We start from the raw sequence: 24,591 nt of genomic DNA, 5'->3' as shown, positions 1-24,591 counted from the left end.
CCGATCTTCGACCCATCGGGGGGCGATGCTGCGTAGTTTGACGTCCGGGCTTTAATGAAGCGCCGGGGCTGATCTGCGTCGTCATCTTCGCCGTCTCCCGAGTCTTCGGTCGAACCGGAGGCTCGAGACGTGTTGAATCTGCTGAAATCCTTCAAGCGCCTGGCGCTGCGCGCGGTCCGCATGGCTGCGCCCCTGGCGATCGTCGGCGTGGCCGGCGCCGCCGCCGCGTCGGACCTGCAGGTCTCTTCCTACACCTGGTCGCCCAATCCGGTGGCCAACGGCGCGCGCGCGACCTTCACCGTGCGGGCCACCAACAACGGGCCGGATCCGGTCAACGACGCCGTCGTGACCATCGCCGTGCCGTCGCACTTCTCGGTCGCGGCGGGGACCTTCCCCGCCGACTGTAGCCTGAGCGGCGCGGTCGGCGCCCAGACCCTGACCTGCGCCATGCCGCCGATGGCGGGTGGGGACGCGTCCATTGTCTTTTCGGCCGATGCCATCTCCGCCGGGTCGCGGACGACGACGGCCAGCATCTCGAGCCCGACCAACGTCGACGCCAACCCCGCGAACAACAGCCTGCCGGTGTCTCCGGCCGTTCGCGAGGGCGCGGACATGTCGGTGGTCAAGGATGACGGCGAGCCGGACGACTCCATCCCCGCCGGCGGCATCCTGACCTATACCCTGCAGGCGAAGAACGCCGGACCGGATGCGACGGCGGCGATCCGCGTGACGGACAACCTGCCGGCCGCCAGCAATTTCGAGTTCATCTCGGCGGCGGGCAGCGATTGGACCTGCAACCGCAGCGGCGTGACCGTCGCATGCAATTATAATGGAGCGGCGCTGATCGGCGATCTGCCGCCGATCACCATCAAGGGGAAGGTGCTGGCCACTGGCGGCACCATCACCAACAACGCCTTCGTCGGACTGACCAGCCCGCTGGTGCTGGATCCGAACACAGCCAACGACGTCGCGACCCCGGTGGTCACCATGATCGAGCCGGGCGCCGACCTGTCGGCGCAAAAAGCCATGCCGGCGACCATCATCCTGGGCGACAGCGCCGATATCACGCTGACGATCCGCAACGCCGGGCCGTTGACGGTCGACGGGGCGGTCATCGTCGATGAGATCGCGCCCGAGTTCGAAATCCTGACGCCCTTGCCAGGCGGCTGCGCCGCGGTGGGGCAGACCGTGACCTGCACGGCCGGCAGCCTGTCGACCGGGCAGACCAAGCCCTTCGTCATTTCCGTGCGCTCGCTCGCCGTCACCAGCGGCAGCGTGGTCAATTCCGCGACCGTGACTTCGCCGGCGGGGATCACCGACCCGATTGCGGACAACAACACCGCCAACGCCAGCTACAGCATCGTCGAGCCCAACGCCGACCTGCGCGTGAGCAAGAGCAAGGGCCCCAATCCGGTCGAGGCCGGCGAGGTGATGACCAGCACGATCACGGTCCGCAACCTGGGACCGTCGGTGCTGACCTATGACGCGGCCAATCCGCTGCGCATCGTCGATACGGTCACCGATGACGAGAGCTTCGTCTCGGCTGACGCGCCCTGGACCTGTACTTGGAACAAGCCTGAGATCGCTTGCGAACTGGCCGGACCGGGCAGCCTGGCCGTCGGCGCTGACGCGGTGCTGACGCTGAAGACCCTGGCGGGCATGGGCGCGGACCTGAACCTGAGCAACACGGCCTGCACGGCCGCCGGCGCCCTGCCGGGCGACCTCGACGCGGTCAACAACTGCGCCTCGGCGACCTCGCGCTCGACCCCGAACGAGGCCGACCTGGCCATCGTCAAGGAGGTCAGCCTGGACCCGGCGGACCCGGACAGCTGGACCCAGGCTGGCCTGTCGGTGCCCCACGACACCCAGCAGTTCTACATCCGCTTCACGGTCAGCAACCTGAGCGGCCAGATCGCCCGTACCGTGGTGGTCACCGACGACCTGCCCAACTTCATCAACGACAACGGCTTCGTCACCGGCTTCAACCTGGAAAGCGCGAGCAAAGGCACGCCCTCGTACAGCGCGAGCAACGGCAAGATCAGCTGGACGCTGAGCGACCTCAACGTCGGCGACAGCGAGACGGCCGTCGTGCGCATTTCGCGTCCGGTCGAGAGCGGTCTGTTCGACAACGTCGCCGAGGTGAGCTCGCCGGACACGACCGAGAATCCGGCGGCCTTGGCGAACAATACATCGACGGCCAGCTACGACATCGCGCCGATCACCGACATCACCCTGAACGCCAAGACGATTTCGCCGGATCCGGCCAAGGTCGGCGTGCTGGCCACCTACAGCATCAGCGTGCGCGGCCTGGGGCCGAACCCGGCCGCGGGCGTCGTGGTCGAGGATACGATCGATCCGACGCGCTTCGAACTGGTCGGTCAGCCTTCGACGACCAAGAGCGGCGTGACCTGCGTCAAGAATGACGTGACCGGCAAGATCAGCTGCCCCATGGGCACGATCAACCGCGGCCAGACCTATCAGATCAGCCAGCAGGTTCGCGCCCGCTTCCCGTTCGGCGGGGCGATCTCGGGCTTCCCGATCAACCACGTCAACACCGCCACGGTGACCACCACGACCGATGAGACGGATGCGACCAACAACAGCGTCGATCTGACTCACGCCGTACTCGCCCCGACCATGGACCTGGCGATCACCAAGGAAGAGCCGAGCGCCGAGTTCGACCCGATGCCGTTCGGGTCCGAGCTAGTCTATGACCTGCGCGCCTCCAACTTCGGCCCGTCGCGCGCGGGCAATGTGGTGGTCACGGACATCCCGAACCCGCCAGCCGGCTATACGATGGCCATGTCGCGGTTCGAGGTGAACCCTGTCGGGGCCGATGGCGGCCTGACGCTCTACACGCCGCCTGCGCCGACCTGCGTCACGGTGGCCGGGGGCAAGATCGAATGTCGCCTGCACGCCAGCGACACGACCCGGAACTATCTGGACGAATCCAGCCAGGTCATCTTCCGCCTGCACATGGCCGTTACGGGCGCCGCGCCCACCGGTCCCATGACCTTCTCCAACGGCGCCGAGATCGTGTCGCTGGAACAGGACAACACTACCGTCAGCCAGGCGGACGCCCAGCTGGACAACAACACCGCTGTCCAGACCACGACGGTCCTGCCGTCGACGGACCTGGAAGTGGTCAGCAAGACCCGCGTCACGCCGTCGCCGGTGCAGATCAACCAGCCGGTCGAATACCGCATCGTGGTGCGCAACAACGGCGTGTCGCCGACGACTCAGGTGCGGGTGTCGGATCAACTGCCCGCAGGCTGGGCCCGGGTCTACGTGGCCGGTACGTATCAGGAGAGCGTCACCGTCGCCGGCGCGGCCTCGGTTTCGAACATGACCTGTTCGGGCGCGAACAAGATCACCTGCGTGCTGGACGGCGACTTCCCGGCCGGCGCGGGCAACACCGTGACCCTGACGATGTTCGCCAAGGCGGCGCATCCGTTTGCGGGCGCTCTGAACACGAACCTGACCAATACGGCCGAGATCAAGCCGGGCCTGGACGGCTCGGGCAAGGAAATCAGCCGAGACACGAACCCGGCCAACAACACCAAGACCGAAACCACCCAGGTCGCCCAGTCCTCGATCGCGGGCACGGTCTATCGCGATGACGACCGCGATGACGTGATCGACACGGGCGAAGGCATGGCCGACGTCAGGCTGACCCTGAGCGGAACGGATGCGTTCGGCAATGCCATCAGCCGCACGACGGACACGGTGGCGGGCGGGGTCTTCACCTTCGATCGCCTGCCGGCTGGCGCCTACCAGATCGTCGAGACCCAGCCTGCGGGCACGTTCGACCGCAATGAAACCGCAGGCTCGGCGGGCGGAACCGTCAACAACGCGGCCTATGGCAGCGGCGCGCCGACCAATACGATTGCCAACATCGCCCTGCCGGCGGCCACGGCCGCGACGGGCTATGTCTTCCAGGAAGTCAGCGCCGCCAAGGTGTCCGGCTACGTCTATCGCGACCTGAACAACAACGGCCTGCGCGAAGCCGGTGCAGGCGAGACGGGCTTTGCGGCCAGCGCCTTCGCCTCGACGCCGCACATTCGTCTGACGGGCACGGACTACGCCGGCGGCGCCGTCAACCTGACGGACAACGTCAACGGGTCGGGCTTCTACGAGTTCGCCTCGGTCCCGCCGTCGAACGGCACGGCCTATACGGTGACGCAACTGGTCCAGCCGATCGGCGCGTCGGACGGCAAGGACGCCAACGGCGCGGCGGTCATTCCCAACTCCAGCGGCCGCGCGGCGCCGGAAGGTTTCGACATCGGCGCGGTGGCGCCGGGGGCCGACCTGACCGAGCGCAACTTCGGCGAACTGCCGACCTCGACGCTCAGCGGCATGGTCTTCCTGGACCCGAACGCCGACGCCGTGCGCGGGGCGGGCGAAACCACGGGCCTGTCGGGCGCCGGGGTTCGCCTGACGGGTCTGAACGACCTGAACGAGACGATCGACTGCCTGATCACCACGACGGCGACCGGCCTCTACAGCTTCCCGATCGCGGGCTCGGCCACGCCGAGCTGTCAGGTGCTGCGTCCCGGCGTCTATGCGCTGGAGATCACGCCTGCGGCCGGTCTCACCCATACGGGCGCCTTCATCGGCAGCTCGGGCGGCGACTCCGGCAGCCAGAGCGGCGCCGATACGGCGGCGCCGGGCGCGGGCAACACGACCGTGACCGCCATCGCTGTCGTCGCGGGTTCGTCGTCGTCCAACTATGACTTCGGCGCCAGCGGCCAGGGCCTGAGCGGCTATGTCTATGTCGACAGCAACGACACGGGCGTTCGCGATGCGAGCGAGGCCGGCATTCCGGGCGTGAGCGTCACCCTGTCGGGCACGACGGCCAACGGCCAGGACGTCTGCACCCTGATCAACTGCACGGCTGTGACCGATGCAGCGGGCGCCTTCATGCTTCTGTCGGTCCCGGGATCGGACGCAACGGGCTACACCCTGACCCAACAGTCGCAGACCGCTGCGCCCCTGTCGAACTACAGCGACGGCAAGGATGCAGCCGGCCTGGTCGGCGGCGTCGTGCGCGGCACGGCGGCCAATGACGTCATCAGCGGCATCGTGCTGAACACCGGCGAGCTGGGCTCCAACTACGCCTTCGGCGAGTTGGCCGGTTCGCTGGCCGGTCTGGTCTATGTCGACGGCAATGACGACGGCGTGCGCCAGCCCACGGAACCGGGCCTGGACGGCATTGTGATCACCCTGTCGGGCACGACCGCCGACGGCCAGGACATCTGCGCCTGGCGCGCGGCCCTGGACCCGAGCCTGACCTGCACGGTCACGACCAAGGCGGACGGGACCTATGGCTTCGACAACCTGCCGAAGGGGACCTACGCCCTGACGGAGACCCAGCCCAGCGCCTATGCCGACGGTCGTGAAGCCGCCGGTTCGGCGGGCGGTTCGGTCAACAATGGCGTCTTCGACAGCACGGCTGCGGCCAACGCCATCACCGCCATCAATCTGGAGGCCGGCGAGAACGGGACCGACTATGTCTTCGGCGAGCGCGCCGTGGTCATCAGCGGCACGGTCTTCAAGGACCCGCAACGCGACGGCGTGAACGGGGGCGGCGAGCCGCCTCTGGCCGGCGTGACCATCGAACTGGTCCAGAACGGCGTGGTCATTGCGACCACGACGACCGGCCCGGACGGAAGCTACAGCTTCATCGACCTGCCCGCCGGCGACTATACGGTGCGCGAGGTCCAGCCTGACGGCTATGGTTCGTCGTCGCCGAACGAGGTCTCGGTCAACCTGACCCCGGGTCAGACCCAGACGGTCGACTTCGCCGACACGGTCAGCAGCATCGCCGGCCATGTCTTCGTCGACAGCAACAATGACGGCGTGCGCCAGCCGGGCGAGGCCCCCATCGCGGGCGTTCTCGTGACCCTGACGGGCACGGACGCGGCGGGCGGTGCGGTCACGCGCACGGCCACGACCAATGCCTCGGGCGAGTGGGTCATCGACGACCTGCTGGCCGGGACCTATGTGGTCGCGGAAACTCAGCCGGCCAACTATTCGGACGGCCTGGACAGCGCCGGTTCGGCGGGCGGCGACATGGCGACGCCGGGCGACCGGATCAGCAACATCGTTCTGCCGGTAGCGACCGACGCGATCGACTATGCCTTCGGCGAGCGCGGTCAGGGCGTCAGCGGAAACGTCTATGTTGACGTGGACCTGAACGGTCAGAACGACGGCGACGATCGGCCGCTGGCGAACGTGGTGGTGGAACTGCGCACCGCCTCGGGCGACCTGGTGGCCACGACGACGACGGGACCGGACGGTTCGTACAGCTTCGGCGACGTTCCGGCGGGCGACTATGTGGTCATCGAGACCCAGCCCGCGGGCTATGGCGAGGGGCCGGAGCATCCGACCAACCGCGTGCCTGTCACTGTCGTCACGGATGAGAAGACCGCGCCGATCAACTTCGGCGAGCGCACCGGCTCGCTGTCGGGCCTGGTCTACAACGACACCAACAACAACGGCGTTCGCGACGCCAACGAGCCGGTCATCGGCGGCGTCACCGTCGTCCTGACGGGAACGGACGCGCGCGGCGAGGCGGTCACCCGCACCGTCGTCACCGGACCGGACGGAAGCTACCGCTTCACCGACCTGCCGGGTGGGACCTATACGGTCACGGAAACCCAGCCGGACGGCTATGACGACGGCCTGGACACGCCCGGCACCTCGGGCGGCGTCTCGGACGGCGGCGACGCCATCACCGGCATCATTCTGGCCCCGGCCGCCGACGTGACCGGCTACCTGTTCGGCGAGCGCGGCGACGAGGCCCAGATCTCGGGCTCGGTGTGGATGGACTCTGACCACGACCGCGCACGCGGCGGCGGCGAGGCTCCGCAAGCGGGCTGGACCGTCGAGCTCTTCCTCGGCGACGTCCTGATCTCGACCACCCGCACCGGCGCCGACGGCGGCTACGCCTTCACCGGCGTGGCGCCTGGCTCGGGCTATGGCGTGCGCTTCCGTCACCCGGACAACAACGCCGTCTATGGCGGCGGGCGTCCGAACGAGACCGGCGCAAGCTTCGTCGACGGCGTGACCTCGGCCTCCAACGCGGGCGGCGCCACGCTGAAGGCGCGCGAGCTGACGGGCATCACCCTGACGCCCGGCGCCGGCGTGACCCAACAGTCACTGCCGCTGGATCCGTGGGGCGTGGTCTATGACTCGGTCCGTCGCACGGCCATTCCGGGCGCGACGGTCCAGATCACGGGCCCGGCCGGCTTCGATCCTGCCCTGCATCTGCTGGGTGGAACCGGCAACGTGCGTCAGATCACCGACGCCCTGGGCATGTACCAGTTCCAGCTGATGGCCTCGGCCCCGGCCGGCGCCTACAGCCTGTCGGTGACGCCGCCGAACGGGACCTACAACCCGAACCAGCCGTCGACGATCATTCCGCCCTGCGCGGGACCGCTGACGGTAAATGCGACGCCGGATCCCCTGCTGGTCTCGACCAGCAACGGCCCGCCGCCGCTGGGCACGGCCGAGGGCTGCCTGACCGGCGTGATGACGACCGGCTATGTCCTGAACTTCAACCTGACGCCGGGGGTCTCGGCCAACGTCGTCAACAACAACATCCCCCTGGATCCGATCCTGGAGGGCGCGATCGAGGTCACCAAGACGACCCCGATGGTCAATGTCGTGCGCGGCGGTCTGGTCCCCTATGTCATCACGGCCCGCAACACGCTGGCCGGGACGCTGACGGGCCTGACCCTGACGGACCGCGTGCCGGCCGGCTTCCGCTATCGCGAAAGCAGCGCCCGTATTGACGGCGTGGCGGTCGAGCCGATCCAGAACGGCCGTCTGCTGACCTGGAACGACCTGACCTTCGCGGCGGGCGAGACCAAGCGTCTGGAGCTGATCCTGGTGGTCGGTTCGGGCGTGGTCGAAGGCGAGCACACCAACGTCGCCTTTGCGGTGAACCCGATCGTCGATCAGGTCATCTCCAACCTGGCCGAGGCCACGGTGCGGATGATCCCCGACCCGGACTTCGATTGCACCGACATCCTGGGCAAGGTGTTCGACGACCGGAACGGCAATGGCGTTCAGGACGACGGCGAACCGGGTCTGCCGGGGGTGCGTCTGGCGACCGCGCGCGGTCTGCTGATCACCACGGACGCCGAGGGCCGGTATCACATCACCTGCCCGATGATCCCGAACGAGGACCGCGGTTCCAATTTCATCGTGAAGCTGGACGACCGGACCCTGCCGACGGGCTACCGCGTCACCTCGGGCAACCCGGAAACGGTGCGCCTGACGCGCGGCAAGTTCGCCCGCCTGAACTTCGGCGCCAGCCTGCACCGCGTGGTCCGTCTGGACCTGAACGGCGAGGCCTTTGACGGCGAGGTTCTGCGTGAGGAGTTCGAACAGCAGTTCGAGGGCCTGATCGCGACCCTGGCCGAGCGTCCCTCGGTCCTGCGTCTGGCCTATGCCTCGCAAGGCGAAAGCGCGGACCTGATCAAGGACCGCGTCGCCCAGGTCCGACGTCGCCTCCAGGACCGCTGGAACGACGAGCGCGGCCGCTACCGACTGGTCGTCGAAGAGGAGACCGTCGTCCTGTCCACCCCTCATGAGGGAGGCGTGCAATGATCCGCGCGTCGAACAAGCTGCTGACCGCCCTGCTGATGGGCGGATCAGCCATCGCCCTCGCCACCGGGGTTCAGGCCCAGGACGCCGCCGCTGACGACCGTTCGGTCTATTGCGGCCGCGACACGGAACGCCCCTGCGGTCCGGTGGCGGATGATGCGGCGGTCGAACGTCGCGGCGTCGGGAACAACCTGGAAGCCGCTGATCGCGGGGCGGCGCGTCCGTTCCGCGTCAGCGTGGACGGGGCAGGAGAGGGCGGCGATGATCTGCGCGCCGACCGCCAGCGTCGCCAGGACCTGGCCCTGGCCGGCGCCGACGTGCGGGTTCAGGTCACGGCCTATGTCGCGCGCGCCGAGGTCCGCATCTTCCGTGACGATCAGAGCATCGAGGAAGCGCCGCTGACCGTCATCCCGGCGCGTCTTGGCCAGCCCGTCCTGTGGACGACTGACCGGGATCAGCCGGGCGAGCATCGCTATCGCTATGTCCTGCGCGTCTATGACGCCGAGGGTCGCTACGACCAGACCTCGGCGACGATGCTGGCCGTGACCCATGCGGTCAACGTCACCAAGCCGGACATCCTGGCCGGGCCGTCGTTCGAGAACATGCGCGTCGTCGACGCCATCTCGGTCAAGGGCGCCGCCGTCACCCTCAGCGGCGAGGTCGAGGACCCCGCCACGCGCGTCACCGCCTTCGGGACTTTGGTTCCGGTCGACCGCACGGGCCGTTTCATGGTCCAGCAGATCGTCCCCGCCGACACCGCCGCCGTCGCCGTTCAGGTCGCCCGTCCCGGTCAGGCCCCGGTCGATCTGGTGCGCGAGATCGTCCTGCCTCGCAGCGACCGCTTCTTCGTCGGCATCGCCGACATCACGGCGGGCAGCCGCAGCTTCGACGCCGCCAAGCATGAACTGCTGGGCGACACGGGCGATCACCGCGACGATTTCGTGGACGGCCGTCTGGCCTTCTACTTCAAGGGCGTGGTGAAGAACGACTGGCGCCTGACGGCCTCGGCCGACACCGGCGAGCAGCCGTTGAAGAGCCTGTTCGACGGCTTCCTGGAAAAGGACCCACGCTCGCTGCTGCGTCGCATCGACCCGGAGATGCACTATCCGGTCTATGGCGACGACTCGGTCACGGTCGAGGACGCTCCGACCTATGGCCGCTTCTATGTGCGGGCCGAGAACGAGAACACCGACGCCATGTGGGGCGTGTTCCAGAGCCATCTGGGCGGCAATGAGCTGATCCGTCACCAGCGGACCCTCTATGGCGCCAATCTGGACTGGCGCAGCGACGCTGTGACCGCGACCGGCGAGCGCCGCACCGAGGTCAACGGTTTCGCCGCCGATCCCGGCACCATCGCCAGCCGCGAGGACTTCGCCTCGACCGGGGGTTCGGTCTACTTCTTCCGCAATCGCGACATCGCGCCGGGTTCGGAGCGGGTCTTCCTGGAAGTCCGCGACAAGGATTCCGGCCTGGTGCTGGAGCGTCAGGAACTGATCGCCGCCCGCGACTATGAGGTGAACTACCTTCAGGGCCGGGTCATCATGCGCAACCCGCCGCCGATGACGGCGGACGCCAACAGCTTCGTGTCCCAGTCGTCGCTGGCCGGGAACCCGGTCTGGGTCGTGGCCACCTATGAGTATGCGCCGGGCCTGACCCGCCCCGAGGCCTTCACCACGGGCGGTCGGGCGCAGCACTGGCTGACCGACCGTCTGCGCGTCGGCGGCAGCGCCTATCACCAGGGCGAGGAGCAGGCGTCGCAGGACCTGTTCGGCGCCGACCTGCTGTACCAGCACGCGGCCAACAGCTTCGTGAAGCTGGAGTTCGCCCAGGCCGATGGTCCCGGCGACGGCTCCTACCTGTCGTCCACGGGCGGCTATGACTTCACCAAGGTCGACACGGTCGCCGATCAGGCCAACGCCGTCAGCCTGACCTTCGCCGGTCAGTTGGACGAACTGGGTCTGGACCGCGACGGCCGCTTCGGCGGCTACTGGAAGACGCGTGAGGCCGGCTTCTCGGCCCCCGGCGAGCTGACCTTCGGCGAGACCCTGGATCAGTACGGCGGCGTCTTCGACATGGCCCTCAGCGACACGGTCCGCCTGCAAGCCAAGGGCGACGTCACCGACGGTCGCCTGACCGAGCGTCATGCGGTCGAGGTTGGTCTGCGTCGCGAGACGGCGGCGGGCTGGTTCGGCTCGGTCGGCGTTCGGTCGGACAAGCAGCAGGGCCAGCGTACGCCCTACAGCCCCCTCTATACGCCGCCGCCCAGCGAGGGCACGCGCACCGACGCAGCCGTCTCGGTCGGCTATCGCCACACGCCGAACCCTGAGACCCCCAACGTCGATCAGCGCGACGCCCCCTGGGCCGTCTGGACCTTCGCCCAGGCGACGCTGGACCACGACGGCGGCCGGGAATCGAACGACCGCTTCGGCCTCGGCGGCGAGTATCAGGTCCACGACCGGCTCAAGTTCAAGGGCGAGGTCTCGGACGGCGACATGGGCTTCGGCGCCGATGTGCGGGCCGACTTCGCCATGACGGATCGCGGCAGCCTCTATCTCGGCTACGCCCTGGCCGGCGAGAATCCCGACGCCATGACCGGCGGTCGCTTGGGCCGCCTGACCGGGGGGGCGCGTCAGCAGATGGGCGAGAAGACCAGCGTCTTCGCCGAGCAGCGCTATGACCATGGCGACGGCCCGACCGGCTGGACCCAGGCCTATGGCGTGGACTTCAGCCCCATCGAGGCCTGGACCTTCGGCGCGCGCTACGAGACCGGCTCTCTGTCCGACGCCCTGGGTCAGGCCATCGACCGCATGGCCATCGGCGCCACCGCCGACTACGGCAGCGACCGCCTGCGCTGGGCCTCGGCGCTGGAATACCGCAAGGACGAGGGCGACACGGTCGGCGAACGCACTACGGTCGCGACCCGCAACCAGGTCACCTACAAGGCCACGCCGTCGCTGCGCCTGTTCGCCAAGGCCAACATCTCGCTGTCCAACTCGGATCAGGCGATGGCGATGAACGCCGACTACTATGAGCTGGCGCTGGCGGGAGCCTATCGCCCGGTCGACAACGACCGACTGAACCTGCTGACCAAGTACACCTATCTGGCCGACCTGCCGTCGCCGGCCCAGGTGGACGCCCTGGGTCAGTCGCTGGACTACGCCCAGCGCAGCCACATCGCCGCCGTTGACGGGACCTATCAGGTCACGCCGCGTCTGGCGGTCGGGGCCAAGGTGGCCTGGCGTCTGGGCGAACTGCGCGCCTCTCGCGACGAGAGCGCGCCCTGGTTCGACAGTGAGGCGGTCTTCTGGGCCGTCCGCGCCGACTATCAGATCGTCCGCCGCTGGGATGTTCTGGTCGAGGTGCGCGAGCTGTCCATCAAGGAAGCCCACGACAGCCGTCTGGGCGCTCTGGTCGGCGTCTACCGCCACTTCGGCGACCACGTGAAGCTGGGCGTCGGCTACAACTTCACCGACTTCTCCGACGACCTCGGCGATCTCAGCTACGACGAGCGCGGCTGGTTCGTGAACCTGATCGGCAAGTTCTGATCCAGACCAGGTCCGGTTTGAGCAACCATGAACCCCGCAGCCTTGGCTGCGGGGTTTTTGTTTGGGGTCAGTGAGCGGCGGCGGGGGCGGCTTGCGAGGCCTTCCAGACTTCCAGGTATTCCAGCCGGCGCAGCAGCTTCGAGCCAGGGTCGAGCAGGACATGGGCGCCGGCGGGCACGGTGAAGGTCGCGCGGCCGTCGGTCATGGGCAGGGTTCGGGTCTGGCCGTCCACCTCGACCTCGACGGGCAGGGGGAAGGGGCGGCCGTTTCCGGTCTTCCATTCCAGGGTCACGTGGTCTTCGGCGCGGGTCATGACCAGATCGGGCAGGGCGGCCTGATAGAGGTAGGCGTCAAAGAACCAGCCCAGGTCTCGGCCCGTCACCTCATTGACGATGGCGATATACTCGGGCGTCGTGGCGTAGCGGGGCAGGAAGTTGCCGGGCCGGGGATCAGGACGGCCGTATACCAGCCGGCGCAGGCTCTCGAAGAAGGCCTCGTCACCGATGTAGAGGCGCAGGGTGTGGGCGATCAGGGCGCCCTTGTAATAGAGGTCCAGCCCCGGCCCGGTGGCGCCGTCATAAACGGTTCCGGCGTCCTGAGGCTTGCCCGACACCATGGGGAAGCGGTTGGCGAGCGTTAGCCGCATGGTCTGCAGTTCGGCCTGCATGGCGCGCTCCCCGTTCAGCCAGCGGGCGTAGAGTGGCTGCATATAGGTGCCAAAGCCCTCGTGCAGCCACATGTCGTCCCAGTCGGCGTTGGTCAGCTGATTGCCGAACCACTCGTGCGCCAGTTCGTGCTGCAACAGCCAGTCATAGCCCTTGCCGTCCAGCTTGTAGCCGTTGCCGTAGGCGTTGATCGTCTGGTGCTCCATGCCCAGATGCGGGGTCTCGACCACGCCCATCTTTTCGTCGCCGAAGGGGAAGGGGCCGATGGTGGCCTCATAGAAGTCGAGCTGTTTGGGGAACTCGGCGAACAGGGCGGCGGCCTTGGCCGGGTCGTCCGACGCCAGATGCCAGAATCGCAGGGGAATCACATTGCCGAATCGGCTGGGGTAGGCGGCGGCCATCTCCACGAAGGGGCCGACGTTCAGGCTGATGGCGTAGGTGTCGGGCTGGCGCGCGGTCCAGTTCCAGGTGGTGGTGCCGTCGCCGTTGTCGGTCTTGCCCAGGAAGCGGCCGTTGGCGGGGGCGGACAGGTTCGACGGGACGGTGATGTGCAGGTCTACGCGATCCGGCTCGCCCTGCGGATGGTCGATGCAGGGCCAGAACAGGTCGCAGCCCTCGCCCTGAACCGCGCTGGCGATCCACGGCTTGCCGTCGGGCGTGGTGGTCCAGACGAAGCCGCCATCCCATGGCGCGCGTTGGGCCTGATGCGGGCGGCCGGAATAGGCGATGCGCACAAACGCGGTCTGGCCGGCCTCCAGGGGGCGCGGCAGGGGGATGGCCAGGCGACCCGCAGGGTTGGACCAGCCGGTGACCGTCTGGCCGTCCACGGCGATGGAGGCGATAGCGAACAGCGCATCCAGTTCGACCACCACGGCCGACGCGGGGCTCGTTGCGGTGAAGTCGAGGACCGCGACGCCCTCGATCGACTGGGTCTCGGACAGCAGCTTGAACGACAGGTCCGCCTTGTCGAAGCGCAGGGCCAGCTGTTCCGGCGTGCGCGCCGTGCCGCTGGACAGGGTGAAGGGCGTCGAATCGCGGGCCGGCGCGGCCTCCTGCGCCAGAGCCGGGGCGCTGAGGAGGGCGGTGGTCAGGCAGAGGGCGGTGATCAGGCGCAAGGCGACGGCTCCGGCAGAACGAGCCTTGAGCCTAGCCGGGGTCGGAATGCGCGCAAAGAAAAAGGCCGGTGTTTCCACCGGCCTCTTCAAATCTTGTCAGACGACGCTGATTAAGCGGCGGTCTGCTCGGCCAGCTTGGCCTTGACCTGGCGCTTGATGCGCAGAGCAGCGACCGACAGCTTTTCGTCGCGAGCCTTGACGATGAAGGCGTCCAGGCCGCCCTTGTAGTCGAGCGTGCGCAGGGCAGCGTTCGAGATACGCAGCGAGAAGGTTTGGCCCAGCGATTCCGAGGCCACCTTGACCGTCTTCAGCGACGGCAGGAAGCGGCGCTTGGTCTTGATGTTCGAGTGGCTCACATTGTGGCCGACCATCGGGCCGATACCCGTGAGTTCGCAACGACGCGACATCTTAAGATCCTCAAGGTCACATCCGCGAGACGTGAGCGGACGCATGAAACAGGTGTACGCAGCGGGCAGACCCCTGCGAGAGAGGGGGCCGTATAGAGGAATGACTCGGAGGCCGTCAAGGCTGGAGTCGAGTCAGGCCGGGGATAGAACTGCATGACCGCATGGGATCGCCTTCGTTCAGCCGACGTTCAACGACCTGCTATATAGAGGATCGCATGAAGACCCATCGGAAGCTGCTTACCATGAAGACGCTGCCTGTTTCGTTTGCCCGTGCCCTGGCTGTGGCCGCCCCCGTCGTGGCGGGCGCCGTCATGCTGGCCGCGCCCGCCGCCGCGCCTCAGGCCCAGACGGCGGCCCCGGCCCAGCCGGTCCTGCCCGGCTATTGGGAATACACCACCAGCGCCCTGGGCAGCCGCGACACCGAAACCAAATGCGTCCGCCCCAGCGAGATCAACCGCTTCTTCGGCGGCCTGTCGACCAACCGCTGGAAGTGCACCTATCCGACGCGTCAGGTCGGCGACGGCCGCGCGCGCTTTGAGGGAACCTGCCAGGACAAGAAGGGCCGTCGGGTCAACGTGCGCCTGAACGGCACCTATCAGACCGAAAGCTTCCACTTTAACGGCGGCGCCCAGTTGATGCGCGGCACGCCCTACATCCCCGCCAGCATCACCGCCCGACGCATCAGCGCCCAGTGCCCGGCCAACGCCGAGTATTTCTGAGGCCGGGCCTGCGGGCGGCCCGATTTCTTCACCCTGAAACGGCAAAGCCGCCCGGTCATCGAACCGGGCGGCTTTTCTGTGGAACGGAAGCTGGCCTCTAGAGGCGTGAGTCCGCCTGCTCGCGCATACGTTGGGCCGAACGCACCATATCGTCGGCCTGGCCTGGCATACGTCGTGACAGGGCGATCAGCTCGGCGTGAGTGACGTCGTTGCCGCGAGCGCGGTTGTCGGCGATGACCTGCTCACGATAGGCCGGGTCGCGCAGGCGGAGGGCCTCGGCGCGCATTTCCTCCGCGCCTTCCTCCATGCTGTCAGCCCCGCGGCGCATCTCGACGCGCGCCTGGATCATGGCGGCGCGAGCCCCCTCCCGCGCCGAGTCGGCGGCGACCCTGGCCTGAACTGCGGCGTCGCGTGCGGCGGCAACGGCCTGTCGGGCGGCGTGTTGGGAGGTCGCCTGGCTATGGCGGGCGGCCTCGAGCGCGGCGCGACGTTCCACGTCGGCGGCTCTGCGGGCCTGATCGGCCTCGCGGCGCGCTTCGGCGGCGACACGCCGGTCTGCGTCGGCCGCGATGCGGGCCTGCTCGGCGTCACGACGCGCTTCGGCGGCGGCGGCTCGAATCTCGCGCCAGTCGTTGACGTCGCGCGATTCCAGATAGGTGTTGCGACCAGTCTGCAGGGAGGCAGGCGGGGCAGGGAGCGCAGGCGGAGCCGGAGGGGCAGCGAGAGCCAGCGGAGCCGACGGAGCCGGAGGCGCGGGCGGTGCAGGCGGAACGGGCGGCGCCGGGGGCGGGGGCAGGTCGAGCCATCCGGCTTCTTCGGCGCGCGGCATCAGTTCAAGGGCGGCCAGGGGCGTGGCGACGGCCAGCAGGACGCCTGCGGACAGAAGCAGGGCCAGCGGACGGGACGGGGTCTTTTGTCGAGTCTTCATGATGCGGCTTATCCTTTTGGCGAGAGAGGCATGGGATCCGGTCATGCCCAGGGCGGCCAGGTCTGGGGCGGCCGGGCGGACGAGGTCAGACGCGATATCGATCAGGATCCGGGCGTAGGTCCGGCGGTCCATGCGGTCGACGGCCAGGGCGTCGGCGGCTTCCTCGGTCCGGGCGGCCAGGCTGGCGTGCAGCAGCCAGACCAGGGGGTTGAACCAGAAGAGGGCCAGGGCGAGGCGCGACAGCAGGGTGAAAATCCAGTCCCCGCGCTGGATGTGGGCCAGTTCATGGGCCAGAATCGCTTCGGCTGTTTCGGCGCGGCGCAGATTGTCCTCGCCGATCAGAATCGTGCCGGGCGGCAGGCCCCAGCTGAGCGGCGCGCGGACACGAGGCGTGGCGATCAGGCGGGCGCCGTTCGAATCAAGGCGTCCAAGGGTTTCGGTCCAGACCCGGTGGGTGACGGGGCGACCGGCCTCGGTCCAGCGCCGCAGGGTCCAGACGCCCAGCGCGAAGCGGCCGGCGATCAGCATCAGGCCAGCAGCGTAGGCCAGAGCGGCCATTACGGTCCAGGGCAGGCTCGCCGGCGCTTCGCCGCTGACGGCGACCCCGGCGATGGGCTGGAGGTCCAGGCTCCAGGCGCGGGTCTCGGGCAGGGCGGGGGCGGCCGGGGCGGCCAGCCAGGCCAGTTCCAGCCTGGGGCCGAGCCACAGGTAGAGCGGCAGGATCAGCAGCAGGCCGACGGTCACGCGCAGGATCGCCGCGCGCTCTGCGGCAGGCCGTGAGGCAAAGAGAGCCGACAACCCCACGCCGGTTCCGGCGATGACGCCGGACTTGAGCAGGAGCTCGAGGATTAATGACCAGGTCACGAGGGATCCTCTTCGCTTGCGGCGTCGAGGGCCTGACGAAGCGCGGCCAGCTCCTCGGGTTTCAGCGTCTTGGTCAGGCCCAGCAGGGCCGTGGCGGCGGAGGCGGCGGACCCGGCGAAGAAGGTGTCGACCATACGCCGCAGGGCGTTGTCCGCCAGGGCGCGTCCTTGCGGCGCCGGACGCCAGGCGCCGCTGACGCCGCGCGCGACCAGGCCCTTGGCCTCAAGGCGTTTGAGCAAGGTGCGGACGGCGGAATCGCTGAGGGGATCGCGCAGGGCGTCGCGAACGGCGGCGGTGGCGCCTTCGCCCAGGCCGCACAGGGTTTCGAACACCTCTCGCTCTCTTCGGGGCAGGGTCTCGATCATGGCGCGCCTTCATGTCCGCTACATATGTAGCGCTACATTTGTAGCGAAATGTGTCTGGATTGCGGCGCTCTGCGTGAACTTTCGGACAGGCGACCGACAAAGAAAAAGGCCCGGCGTTTCCGCCGGGCCTTCGTCGTATCAGCTTGTCGCCGTGGATCAGGCGGCTTCGGCCTCGGCCTCGGCGGCGGCCAGTTCAGCGGCGGTCGGGACCGGCTTCTTGGCGCTCAGCGACTTGGCGAGAAGGGCGACGGCGGCGTCCTTGTCGATGCGGTTGGCGGCGGCGACTTCGCGGGCCATGCGGTCCAGAGCCGATTCGTAGAGCTGACGCTCCGAATAGGACTGTTCCGGCTGGGTGTCGGCGCGGTGCAGATCGCGGACCACTTCGGCGATCGAGATCAGGTCGCCCGAGTTGATCTTGGCTTCATATTCCTGAGCGCGGCGCGACCACATGGTGCGCTTGACGCGGGCGCGACCCTTGAGCGTGGTCAGGGCCTTGGTGACGGTGTCGTCGGCGGCCAGGGTGCGCAGACCAGCGGTCTTGGCCTTCTTGGTCGGGACGCGCAGGGTCATCTTTTCATGGTCGAAGGTCACGACATAGACCTCCAGCGACATGCCGGCGACTTCCTGAGTCTCGATGGCGGCCACCTTGCCGACGCCGTGCGCGGGATAGACCACCGCATCGCCAACCTTGAATTCCAGACCGGTCTTGCTCGTCATGTCATTCCTTTCCCGGAACAGGGGCCAAGCGAGGCGCTGAGCGCAGCCGATGGGCGAAAACAACCCCGCCGCCGGAAACTGGTCCCGTCGGTTGGGCGGTCAGGTCACACATCAGAAGCGAAAGCGGATCACCGAACCTCTGGCCGACCCCGTCTGTTCGGCGGGGGACTGTCGCAAACGCGGGCGGCGCGCATGACTGCGGAACCGCCCGTTTCGAATAGGGAGGAACCTATCATAAAATTAGGAAATCTCAAAACATCCACAGGACGACTGAGCGGTTCCGGCACTTTGTGACCGGATTGTGTCGAGGCCTTAGGAGCCCTTGCCCGGTTTGGTGCTGAAGTATTTCTCGAACTTACCGGTTTCGCGTTCATACTGTTCGCGGTCGACGGGGGGCGTGCCCTTGACGGTGATGTTGGGCCAGACCTTGGCGTATTCCGCGTTGACCTGCAGCCACTTGCCGTCGGGCTCGTCCTCGGTGTCCGGGACGATGGCGTCGACGGGGCATTCCGGCTCGCAGACGCCGCAGTCGATGCACTCGTCCGGGGCGATGACCAGGAAGTTCTCGCCCTCGTAGAAGCAGTCCACCGGGCAGACCTCGACACAGTCCATGAACTTACATTTCACGCAGGCGTCGGTGACGATGTAGGTCATGGCGGTCGGGCGGGCCTTTGGCGGCGATCAAGGTCGAGGGCGGGCAAATGGCCCCGTCGGAACCAACTGTCAACCGAGGCCGCTGTCGCAAGGGTGTGCGAAGCTTGACGGGACTAGGTCGCGTCTGCATCCCATACGATTACAGATCATCGCTCAGAAGGAGGTTCGCCCATGCGTTTCACCGCTCGTTCCACAGTCGTTCGTGTCGGCGCGGGGGCGATGGCCCTCAGCCTTCTGGCCGGCGGCGCCGTCGTCGCCCAGGCGGCCCTGACCCGCGTGCCCTCCGAGGTGCAGGCCGGCGACTACAAGCTGGATTCCGCTCACGGCAAGATCACCTGGTCGGTCGATCACCTGGGCTTCTCGAAATACTATGGCCAGTTCGTCAATGTGCAGGCCGAGCTGAAGCTGGACCCGGCCAATCCGTCGGCCAGCAGCCTGACGGCGACCATTCCGCTGACGGACGTGGATTCCAACTCGGACGGGCTGAACCGTCACCTGCAGACGGCGGACTTCTTCGACACCGCCAATCATCCGGTCGCCACCTTCCGCTCGACCCACATCATGCTGGACCCGTCCGAGCCCAACGAGGCCATGGTGCACGGCGAACTGACCCTGCGCGGCGTGACCAAGCCGGTGACCATGGAGGTCGAGTTCAACCAGGCCGGCCAGACCCGCAACGGCTACAAGGCCGGGTTTGACGGCGAGGCCAAGATCAAACGCTCGGACTTCGGCATCACCTTCGGCCTGCCGGCGCTGGGGGACGAGGTGGAGCTGCACATCGAAGGCGAGTTCGTGAAGCAATAAAACACGATCAGAATCCTGGCGCGTCGAGCGCCGCATAAAGGGCGCGGGCTTCCTCGGGAGGGCCGCGCCTTTCGCCCAATTGCAGCACGCGCACGGCGATCAGCCGCCCGCCCTGCGCGAACAGGATGTCGTCGCCGGGGTGGACGCTGCGGCTGGGCTTGTCGAGACGGGTCTGGACGCCATGATGCGTCAGGCGGATCGCGCCGCGCTCGACCATGTCGGCGGCCAGACTGCGGGTTTTGGCGAAGCGGGCGCGCCATAGCCACAGGTCGATGCGGCAGCTTTGCACGGCCTCATGCGCGGAGGTCACGCGGCGGCGGCCTTGCGCCTCGGACGGCGCTTGCGGCGCGGGGGCGCGGGCGGCTGGGTCAACTGGGCCAGGGCCGCGAAGGGCGAGTCCTTGGGCGGCGGCGTCGGCTTGCCCGCACGCGGGGCCTTGTCGGCGCGGGGGACGCGCAGGGCGGTCTGTATCTGTCTGGCCTGTTCGGCGGTCCAGCCCAGTTCGGCCAGGGCCTCCTCCGGCAGCGGCGCCTTGCCCGCCGCGCGCGACAGTTCGGCGAAGCGTTCCAGCGCCTCGACCGGGGCGCTCCATGCCCCGACGGCGCGACGACCGAAGGCGGCGAGCGCGCGGGCCGACGGTGCGGGCGAGGGCAGGGACAGGAGGGCCTCGCCGCCGGGGCGGAAGGGCTCGGTCACGAAGGCTTGCGCCAGCAGCCGGGCGCGGGGCTTCAATGCGCCGGGCAGCCAGACGGAATGGGCGCCGATGCGGATGGCGAAGGTCTTGACCGTGCGCCGCTCGTGCTGGCTCAGCGCCGCCAGATCGCGTTCGACCTCGGCGCGCGGGATGACGCCGCCCGACTCGATCAGGCGGAAGGCGAGGCCGCGCGGCAGGCCGGTCAGAGCGCCGCTGTCGACCGCCTGACGCAGGCGGCGCAGTTCGCGAAGGGCGCGGCCCGCTTCCGACGCCAGCCAGGCCTCGATGCGGCGCTGCGCCCGCTCGCGCGCCGGGGCCGGGCCGAGGTCGCCCAGCAGCCGAACACGCGGCGAAAAGGGATCGTCGTTGAGGATGCGGGCCGTCAAAGCGCCCTTCCACAGCACGTCGCCGCCGCCCGAGCGCGGATTGGGAATGACGCTGAAGGCCTCGTCGGCCTCCGACGCCAGCTTGCCGAGGCGCCGCGCGATCTCCGGCCCCACGGCGCGGGTCGCGGCCTGTCGCAGGGCGCGATCCGCCAGGGCCGAGCCGCCCGCGTCGGGGGTGAAGCGCACCCCCTCCAGATGCCCGACCACCTCGCCCTCGACCGTGACCTCGCCGTCGTCGGCGACGCCGGCCACGGTGTCAGAGCGCACGTTCAGCGCTCGCATCAGGGCCGTGGTGCGCCGGTCGACGAAGCGCGCCGTCAGCCGTTCGTGCAGGACGTCGGACAGGCGCTCCTCCAGCGCCTTGGTCCGGTCGCGCCAGCCCTGGGCCTGATCCATCCAGTCGGGACGGTTGGCGATATAGGCCAGGGTCCGCACGCCGGCGAGGCGGGCCGACAACTGGTCGATCTGGCCGTCGTCGCGGTCCAGATCGTTGAAGCGCGGGGCCACCCAGTCCTCGGTCAGGCGCCCGCGACGGCTGGTCAGGGCGGTGAAGATCTCCTTCGACAGGCGGGCATGTTCGTCCAGCGTGGTCTTCTGGAAGTCCGGCAGTTGGCAGGTCTCCCACAGCCGCATCAGGGCGCCGCGCGAGCGGGCCACCTTCTTGACGTCCTCATCGACCGCGAAGCGCCGCAGCAGGGTCTCGTCCAGGGCCTGGGCCGTCAGCCGCAGGCCGAAGCGTTCGGGCGTGACCGTCAGCGAGCGCAGCAGGTCGGGCAGGGTGTCGAAGTCCAGCCGCCCGTGGCGCCACTCGGCGGCCTCGACCGGATCGAAGCGGTGGCTGATGACCTGTTCGAGGATGTCCTCGTCCAGTTCCTCGGCCTCGCCGGTGACACCGAAGGTGCCGTTGCGCAGGTGGCGTCCGGCGCGCCCGGCGATCTGGCCGATCTCGGCGGCGTGCAGCCAGCGGGTGCGGCGGCCGTCGAACTTGCGCAGCCCGGCGAAGGCGACATGGTCCACGTCCATGTTCAGGCCCATGCCGATGGCGTCGGTGGCGACCAGGAAGTCCACCTCGCCCGACTGGAACAGCTCGACCTGGGCGTTGCGGGTGCGCGGCGACAGGCTGCCCATGACCACGGCGGCCCCGCCCCTCTGGCGGCGCAGCAGTTCGGCGATGGCGTAGACCTGCTCGGTCGAGAAGGCGACGACGGCGCTGCGGCGGGGCAGGCGGGTCAGCTTCTTGGACCCGGCGTAGGACAGGGTCGACAGGCGCTCGCGCGTGACGATCTCGGCCTCGGGGACCAGGGCGCGGATCAGCGGGGCCATGGTCCCGGCCCCCAGGAACATGGTCTCGAATCGGCCGCGGGCGTGCAGCAGGCGCTGGGTGAAGACGTGGCCGCGCTCGGGGTCGGCGACCAGCTGGATTTCATCGACGGCCAGGAACTCGACCTGACGTTCCAGCGGCATGGCCTCGACGGTGCAGACGAAATAGGCCGGGCGCGGCGGGACGATCTTTTCCTCGCCGGTGATCAGGGCGACCGACGACGCCCCGCGCTGTTTGACGATCCGCTCATAGATTTCGCGCGCCAGCAGGCGCAGCGGCAGGCCGATCATGCCCGAGGCGTGACCCAGCATCCGCTCGACCGCCAGATGGGTCTTGCCGGTGTTGGTGGGGCCGAGGATCGCCGTGACGCGCGATGGGGCCAGACCTGAGGAACGGTCGCTCATACTGTGACGAAGGTGGCGACTTCCGCGCTGGGGTCAAGCGCGACGATGGTTGGCCGGACAGGGCGAATTTTCGGCAAGCGGCTTGTCGACTGACGCATCGCGTCGCTATGAGGTCGGTTTGATCGCAAAAGCGGCCTATCTGCCCGTTTCATTGCGTCTTCCTCCCCGGAAAATAGCCAAGCTGGAAATAGATATGTCCAATCCGAACATTCTCGACGCCGCTCTGACCCGTCTCGACGAGGCGGCTAAACACGTTCAGATCGACGGGGATGTGCTGGAGAAGCTGAAATATCCGCGCGAGACCACCAAGGTCCGCCTGTTGATCCGCATGGATGACGGGTCGCGCAAATCCTTCCTCGCCTGGCGCTGCCGCTATGACGACACGCGCGGTCCGACCAAGGGCGGCATCCGTTTCCACCCCGACGCCACGGCGGAAGAGGTCGAGACCCTGGCCTTCTGGATGACGGTCAAATGCGCCGTGACCAACCTGCCTTACGGCGGCGGCAAGGGGGCGGTGCAGGTTGATCCCCGCACCCTGTCCAAGGCCGAGCTGGAGCGTCTGTCGCGCGCCTATGTCCAGGCCTTCGCCCGTATCATCGGCCCGGATCGCGATATCCCGGCGCCGGACGTCTACACCAACGCCATGGTCATGGGCTGGATGGCCGATGAGTACGCCTCGATCCAGGGCCAGTCGGTCCCGGCGGTCATCACCGGCAAGCCTATCGCCCTGGGCGGCTCGCTGGGCCGTGACGACGCCACGGCGCGCGGCGGCTTCTATCTGACCCGCCACCTGACCCAGCGCCTGGGCCTGCCCGAGGCGGCGCCCCGCGTGGTGGTGCAGGGCTTCGGCAACGCCGGCCAGCACATCGCCCGCCTGTTCCACGGCGCCGGGGCCAGGATCGTCGCCGTTTCGGACTCGCGCGGGGCGGTGCACGACCCGAACGGTCTGGATCTGGATGCTCTGCTGGCCGCCAAGGCCGAGGGCCGTTCGGTGCTGGAGGCCGCGCACGGCGCGACCGTCATCTCGGCCGAGGATCTGATCGGTGTGGAATGCGACATCCTCGCTCCCTCGGCCATGGAGGACATGATCCACGCGGGCAACGCCGCCTCGGTCTGCGCCAAGGTGGTTCTGGAGCTGGCCAACGGCCCGGTGACGCCCGAGGCCGACCGCATTCTGGCCGACAAGGGGGTGATCGTCCTGCCCGACATCCTGGCCAACGCAGGCGGCGTGACGGTGTCCTATTTCGAGTGGGTGCAGAACCGTCAGGGCTATTACTGGTCGCTGGACGAAGTGCACAGCCGTCTCCGGACCATCGTCGAGCGCGAGGGCGACGTGGTCTGGGGCATCGCCCAGGATAAGGGCGTGACCTTGCGCACCGCCGCCTACATCCACGCCCTGGGCCGGTTGGCCGGCGCCATCGAGGCCCACGGCACCCAGCAGTTCTTCACCAGCTGAGGCCGCTTACGGCCGGATCGGTTTGCGAGCTTGGCTATTCGTAAACGGGTTCGGCCGCAGCGCCGGAACAGGGGCGAAACGAATCAGGACCGAATCAGAGACTTGCTCCGATTCAGGCTTTGTTCCCTACAAGATATTGTAGCTTAACGCGTATTAACCGCTAGGATTTTTTTGCCGGGTGGAAAAGCCGGCCGGACCGTCTTTCCCTCGCCCCCGCGACCGGCTAGGGACGACGCATGTGGCCCCGTAGCTCAGCTGCATAGAGCAAGGCTTTCCTAAAGCCGAGGTCGGGGGTTGGAGTCCCTCCGGGGTCGCCATGTCTGTCGAGGCTGCTCAGCTTGTGATTTAATCGCAAGAAGCGAGCGGACATGAGCCCACGACGCGACGCCGCCTGCTATCGGACGCGACCGAGCTCTAGCGCCTTCACCAGGATCCTGCCGAGCGTCAGACCTTCGGAAGGCTTTTCGCTGCGGTTTGCAGCGGCGCGGCTTGGTCTGCGTCCCTCGTGTAGCGGGCTAGGGCGCGTCGATCCCCGCCAGGGTGGTGTGCACCGGCACGCCGTTCTTGATGGCCAGGGTCACCGGCGTCCGTTCGGCCACGTCGGCGAGGCGGGCGCGCTGGGCATCGTCCAGAAGGCCGACGGGGGCCAGCAGCCGCTCGATGCGCGGCGGGGTTTCACCGCCCAGGTATTCCAGTCGGACGTCCAGACCCTCCAGCGGCCAGCCCTTCTTTTCGGCGTACATGGTCAGGGTGATGGCGGTGCAGGCGCCGAGCGCCGAGATCAGCAGGTCGAACGGGGCGGGGCCGAGGTCGGCGCCGCCGAGGCGTTCGGGTTCGTCGGCGGTCAGTTCGTGCTTCAGGTCGCCGCCCGTCCGGATGGTGGTCCGGTAGCGGGCGGTTCCGATATGGGCGTGGGCGACGGCCATGCGGGTTC

General features: G+C 68.2%; 14 protein-coding genes and 1 tRNA gene. 6 read left to right on the top strand and 9 right to left on the bottom strand.

All coding sequences use genetic code 11. The annotated features are described in order from the left end of the window. The first annotated feature begins 129 nt into the window (after positions 1-129). Both ACIQTU_RS12705 and ACIQTU_RS12700 read left to right on the top strand, forming a co-directional pair. Positions 130-8,616 carry an SdrD B-like domain-containing protein gene (locus tag ACIQTU_RS12705; RefSeq protein ID WP_400547586.1) on the top strand — a complete coding sequence of 2,829 codons (8,487 nt, stop codon included), beginning with the start codon at positions 130-132 and terminating at the stop codon, positions 8,614-8,616. Then, positions 8,613-12,158 (top strand): hypothetical protein, encoded by a 3,546-nt coding sequence (locus ACIQTU_RS12700; protein WP_400547582.1) that lies wholly within the window; start codon positions 8,613-8,615, stop codon positions 12,156-12,158. Before ACIQTU_RS12705 ends, ACIQTU_RS12700 begins: the two co-directional genes overlap by 4 nt. Before the next feature lie 67 nt (positions 12,159-12,225). Here the strand turns inward: ACIQTU_RS12700 and ACIQTU_RS12695 are convergent, their stop codons facing one another. Beyond that, positions 12,226-13,938 carry a M1 family metallopeptidase gene (locus tag ACIQTU_RS12695; protein WP_400547580.1) on the bottom strand — a complete coding sequence of 571 codons (1,713 nt, stop codon included), beginning with the start codon at positions 13,936-13,938 and terminating at the stop codon, positions 12,226-12,228. 110 nt (positions 13,939-14,048) lie between these two features. Continuing rightward, entirely contained in the window at positions 14,049-14,345 is a 297-nt protein-coding gene (rpmB, locus tag ACIQTU_RS12690) for a 50S ribosomal protein L28 (protein ID WP_105564371.1), read from the bottom strand. Positions 14,346-14,560: 215 nt separating this feature from the next. Between rpmB and ACIQTU_RS12685 the strand changes: the two genes are divergently transcribed. Then, entirely contained in the window at positions 14,561-15,064 is a 504-nt protein-coding gene (locus ACIQTU_RS12685; protein WP_400547576.1) for a DUF3617 domain-containing protein, read from the top strand. Between the two features lie 97 nt (positions 15,065-15,161). Here the strand turns inward: ACIQTU_RS12685 and ACIQTU_RS12680 are convergent, their stop codons facing one another. The 4 genes from ACIQTU_RS12680 to fdxA form a co-directional block, all read right to left on the bottom strand. Then, positions 15,162-16,856 (bottom strand): M56 family metallopeptidase, encoded by a 1,695-nt coding sequence (locus ACIQTU_RS12680; RefSeq protein ID WP_400547573.1) that lies wholly within the window; start codon positions 16,854-16,856, stop codon positions 15,162-15,164. Next, the gene (locus ACIQTU_RS12675) at positions 16,853-17,221 is read right to left on the bottom strand and encodes a BlaI/MecI/CopY family transcriptional regulator (protein ID WP_400547570.1); all 369 of its coding nucleotides are present in this window, start codon (positions 17,219-17,221) and stop codon (positions 16,853-16,855) included. The genes ACIQTU_RS12680 and ACIQTU_RS12675 overlap by 4 nt, the downstream gene beginning before the upstream one ends. 156 nt (positions 17,222-17,377) lie before the next feature. Next, on the bottom strand, positions 17,378-17,938 hold the full coding sequence (locus tag ACIQTU_RS12670) for a CarD family transcriptional regulator (protein WP_105564399.1): 561 nt from the start codon (positions 17,936-17,938) through the stop codon (positions 17,378-17,380). 312 nt (positions 17,939-18,250) lie between these two features. After that, the gene (gene fdxA / locus ACIQTU_RS12665; protein WP_400547567.1) at positions 18,251-18,592 is read right to left on the bottom strand and encodes a ferredoxin FdxA; all 342 of its coding nucleotides are present in this window, start codon (positions 18,590-18,592) and stop codon (positions 18,251-18,253) included. Positions 18,593-18,763: 171 nt separating this feature from the next. Between fdxA and ACIQTU_RS12660 the strand changes: the two genes are divergently transcribed. Next, positions 18,764-19,396: a YceI family protein gene (locus ACIQTU_RS12660; protein ID WP_400547564.1), complete on the top strand. Its 633-nt coding sequence runs from the start codon at positions 18,764-18,766 to the stop codon at positions 19,394-19,396. Between the two features lie 7 nt (positions 19,397-19,403). Here the strand turns inward: ACIQTU_RS12660 and ACIQTU_RS12655 are convergent, their stop codons facing one another. Together ACIQTU_RS12655 and ACIQTU_RS12650 are read right to left on the bottom strand one after the other, a co-directional pair. Then, positions 19,404-19,706 (bottom strand): RNA-binding S4 domain-containing protein, encoded by a 303-nt coding sequence (locus ACIQTU_RS12655; RefSeq protein ID WP_400547561.1) that lies wholly within the window; start codon positions 19,704-19,706, stop codon positions 19,404-19,406. Beyond that, positions 19,703-22,201, bottom strand: a complete 2,499-nt coding sequence (locus ACIQTU_RS12650; RefSeq protein ID WP_400547558.1) for a helicase-related protein — start codon at positions 22,199-22,201, stop codon at positions 19,703-19,705. Before ACIQTU_RS12650 ends, ACIQTU_RS12655 begins: the two co-directional genes overlap by 4 nt. Positions 22,202-22,394: 193 nt before the next feature. Here ACIQTU_RS12650 and ACIQTU_RS12645 point away from each other — a divergent pair, with 193 nt between their 5' ends. Continuing rightward, entirely contained in the window at positions 22,395-23,657 is a 1,263-nt protein-coding gene (locus tag ACIQTU_RS12645) for a Glu/Leu/Phe/Val dehydrogenase (RefSeq protein WP_400547555.1), read from the top strand. A 240-nt stretch (positions 23,658-23,897) separates the two neighbouring features. Next, positions 23,898-23,974, top strand: a tRNA-Arg gene (locus ACIQTU_RS12640). A 198-nt stretch (positions 23,975-24,172) separates the two neighbouring features. Here ACIQTU_RS12640 and ACIQTU_RS12635 read toward each other — a convergent pair. Then, complete coding sequence (locus tag ACIQTU_RS12635; RefSeq protein WP_400547552.1) at positions 24,173-24,583, bottom strand: OsmC family protein; 411 nt, start codon at positions 24,581-24,583, stop codon at positions 24,173-24,175. Positions 24,584-24,591: the final 8 nt, after the last annotated feature.

This window comes from Brevundimonas sp. NPDC090276 (genome assembly GCF_044772165.1).
In the GTDB taxonomy this organism is placed as follows: domain Bacteria; phylum Pseudomonadota; class Alphaproteobacteria; order Caulobacterales; family Caulobacteraceae; genus Brevundimonas.
Note: the sequence above shows the minus strand (reverse complement) of the source record. Positions and strands in the feature narration are given on the sequence as shown.

What these genes read in the sequence shown, in the direction of transcription:
- ACIQTU_RS12635 (WP_400547552.1), bottom strand. Translation starts at nt 24,583, where the DNA reads ATGGCCGTCGCCCACGCCCATATCGGAACCGCCCGCTACCGGACCACC.
- rpmB (WP_105564371.1), bottom strand. Translation starts at nt 14,345, where the DNA reads ATGTCGCGTCGTTGCGAACTCACGGGTATCGGCCCGATGGTCGGCCAC.
- ACIQTU_RS12700 (WP_400547582.1), top strand. Translation starts at nt 8,613, where the DNA reads ATGATCCGCGCGTCGAACAAGCTGCTGACCGCCCTGCTGATGGGCGGA.
- fdxA (WP_400547567.1), bottom strand. Translation starts at nt 18,592, where the DNA reads ATGACCTACATCGTCACCGACGCCTGCGTGAAATGTAAGTTCATGGAC.
- ACIQTU_RS12650 (WP_400547558.1), bottom strand. Translation starts at nt 22,201, where the DNA reads ATGAGCGACCGTTCCTCAGGTCTGGCCCCATCGCGCGTCACGGCGATC.
- ACIQTU_RS12675 (WP_400547570.1), bottom strand. Translation starts at nt 17,221, where the DNA reads ATGATCGAGACCCTGCCCCGAAGAGAGCGAGAGGTGTTCGAAACCCTG.
- ACIQTU_RS12670 (WP_105564399.1), bottom strand. Translation starts at nt 17,938, where the DNA reads ATGACGAGCAAGACCGGTCTGGAATTCAAGGTTGGCGATGCGGTGGTC.
- ACIQTU_RS12685 (WP_400547576.1), top strand. Translation starts at nt 14,561, where the DNA reads ATGAAGACCCATCGGAAGCTGCTTACCATGAAGACGCTGCCTGTTTCG.
- ACIQTU_RS12645 (WP_400547555.1), top strand. Translation starts at nt 22,395, where the DNA reads ATGTCCAATCCGAACATTCTCGACGCCGCTCTGACCCGTCTCGACGAG.
- ACIQTU_RS12660 (WP_400547564.1), top strand. Translation starts at nt 18,764, where the DNA reads ATGCGTTTCACCGCTCGTTCCACAGTCGTTCGTGTCGGCGCGGGGGCG.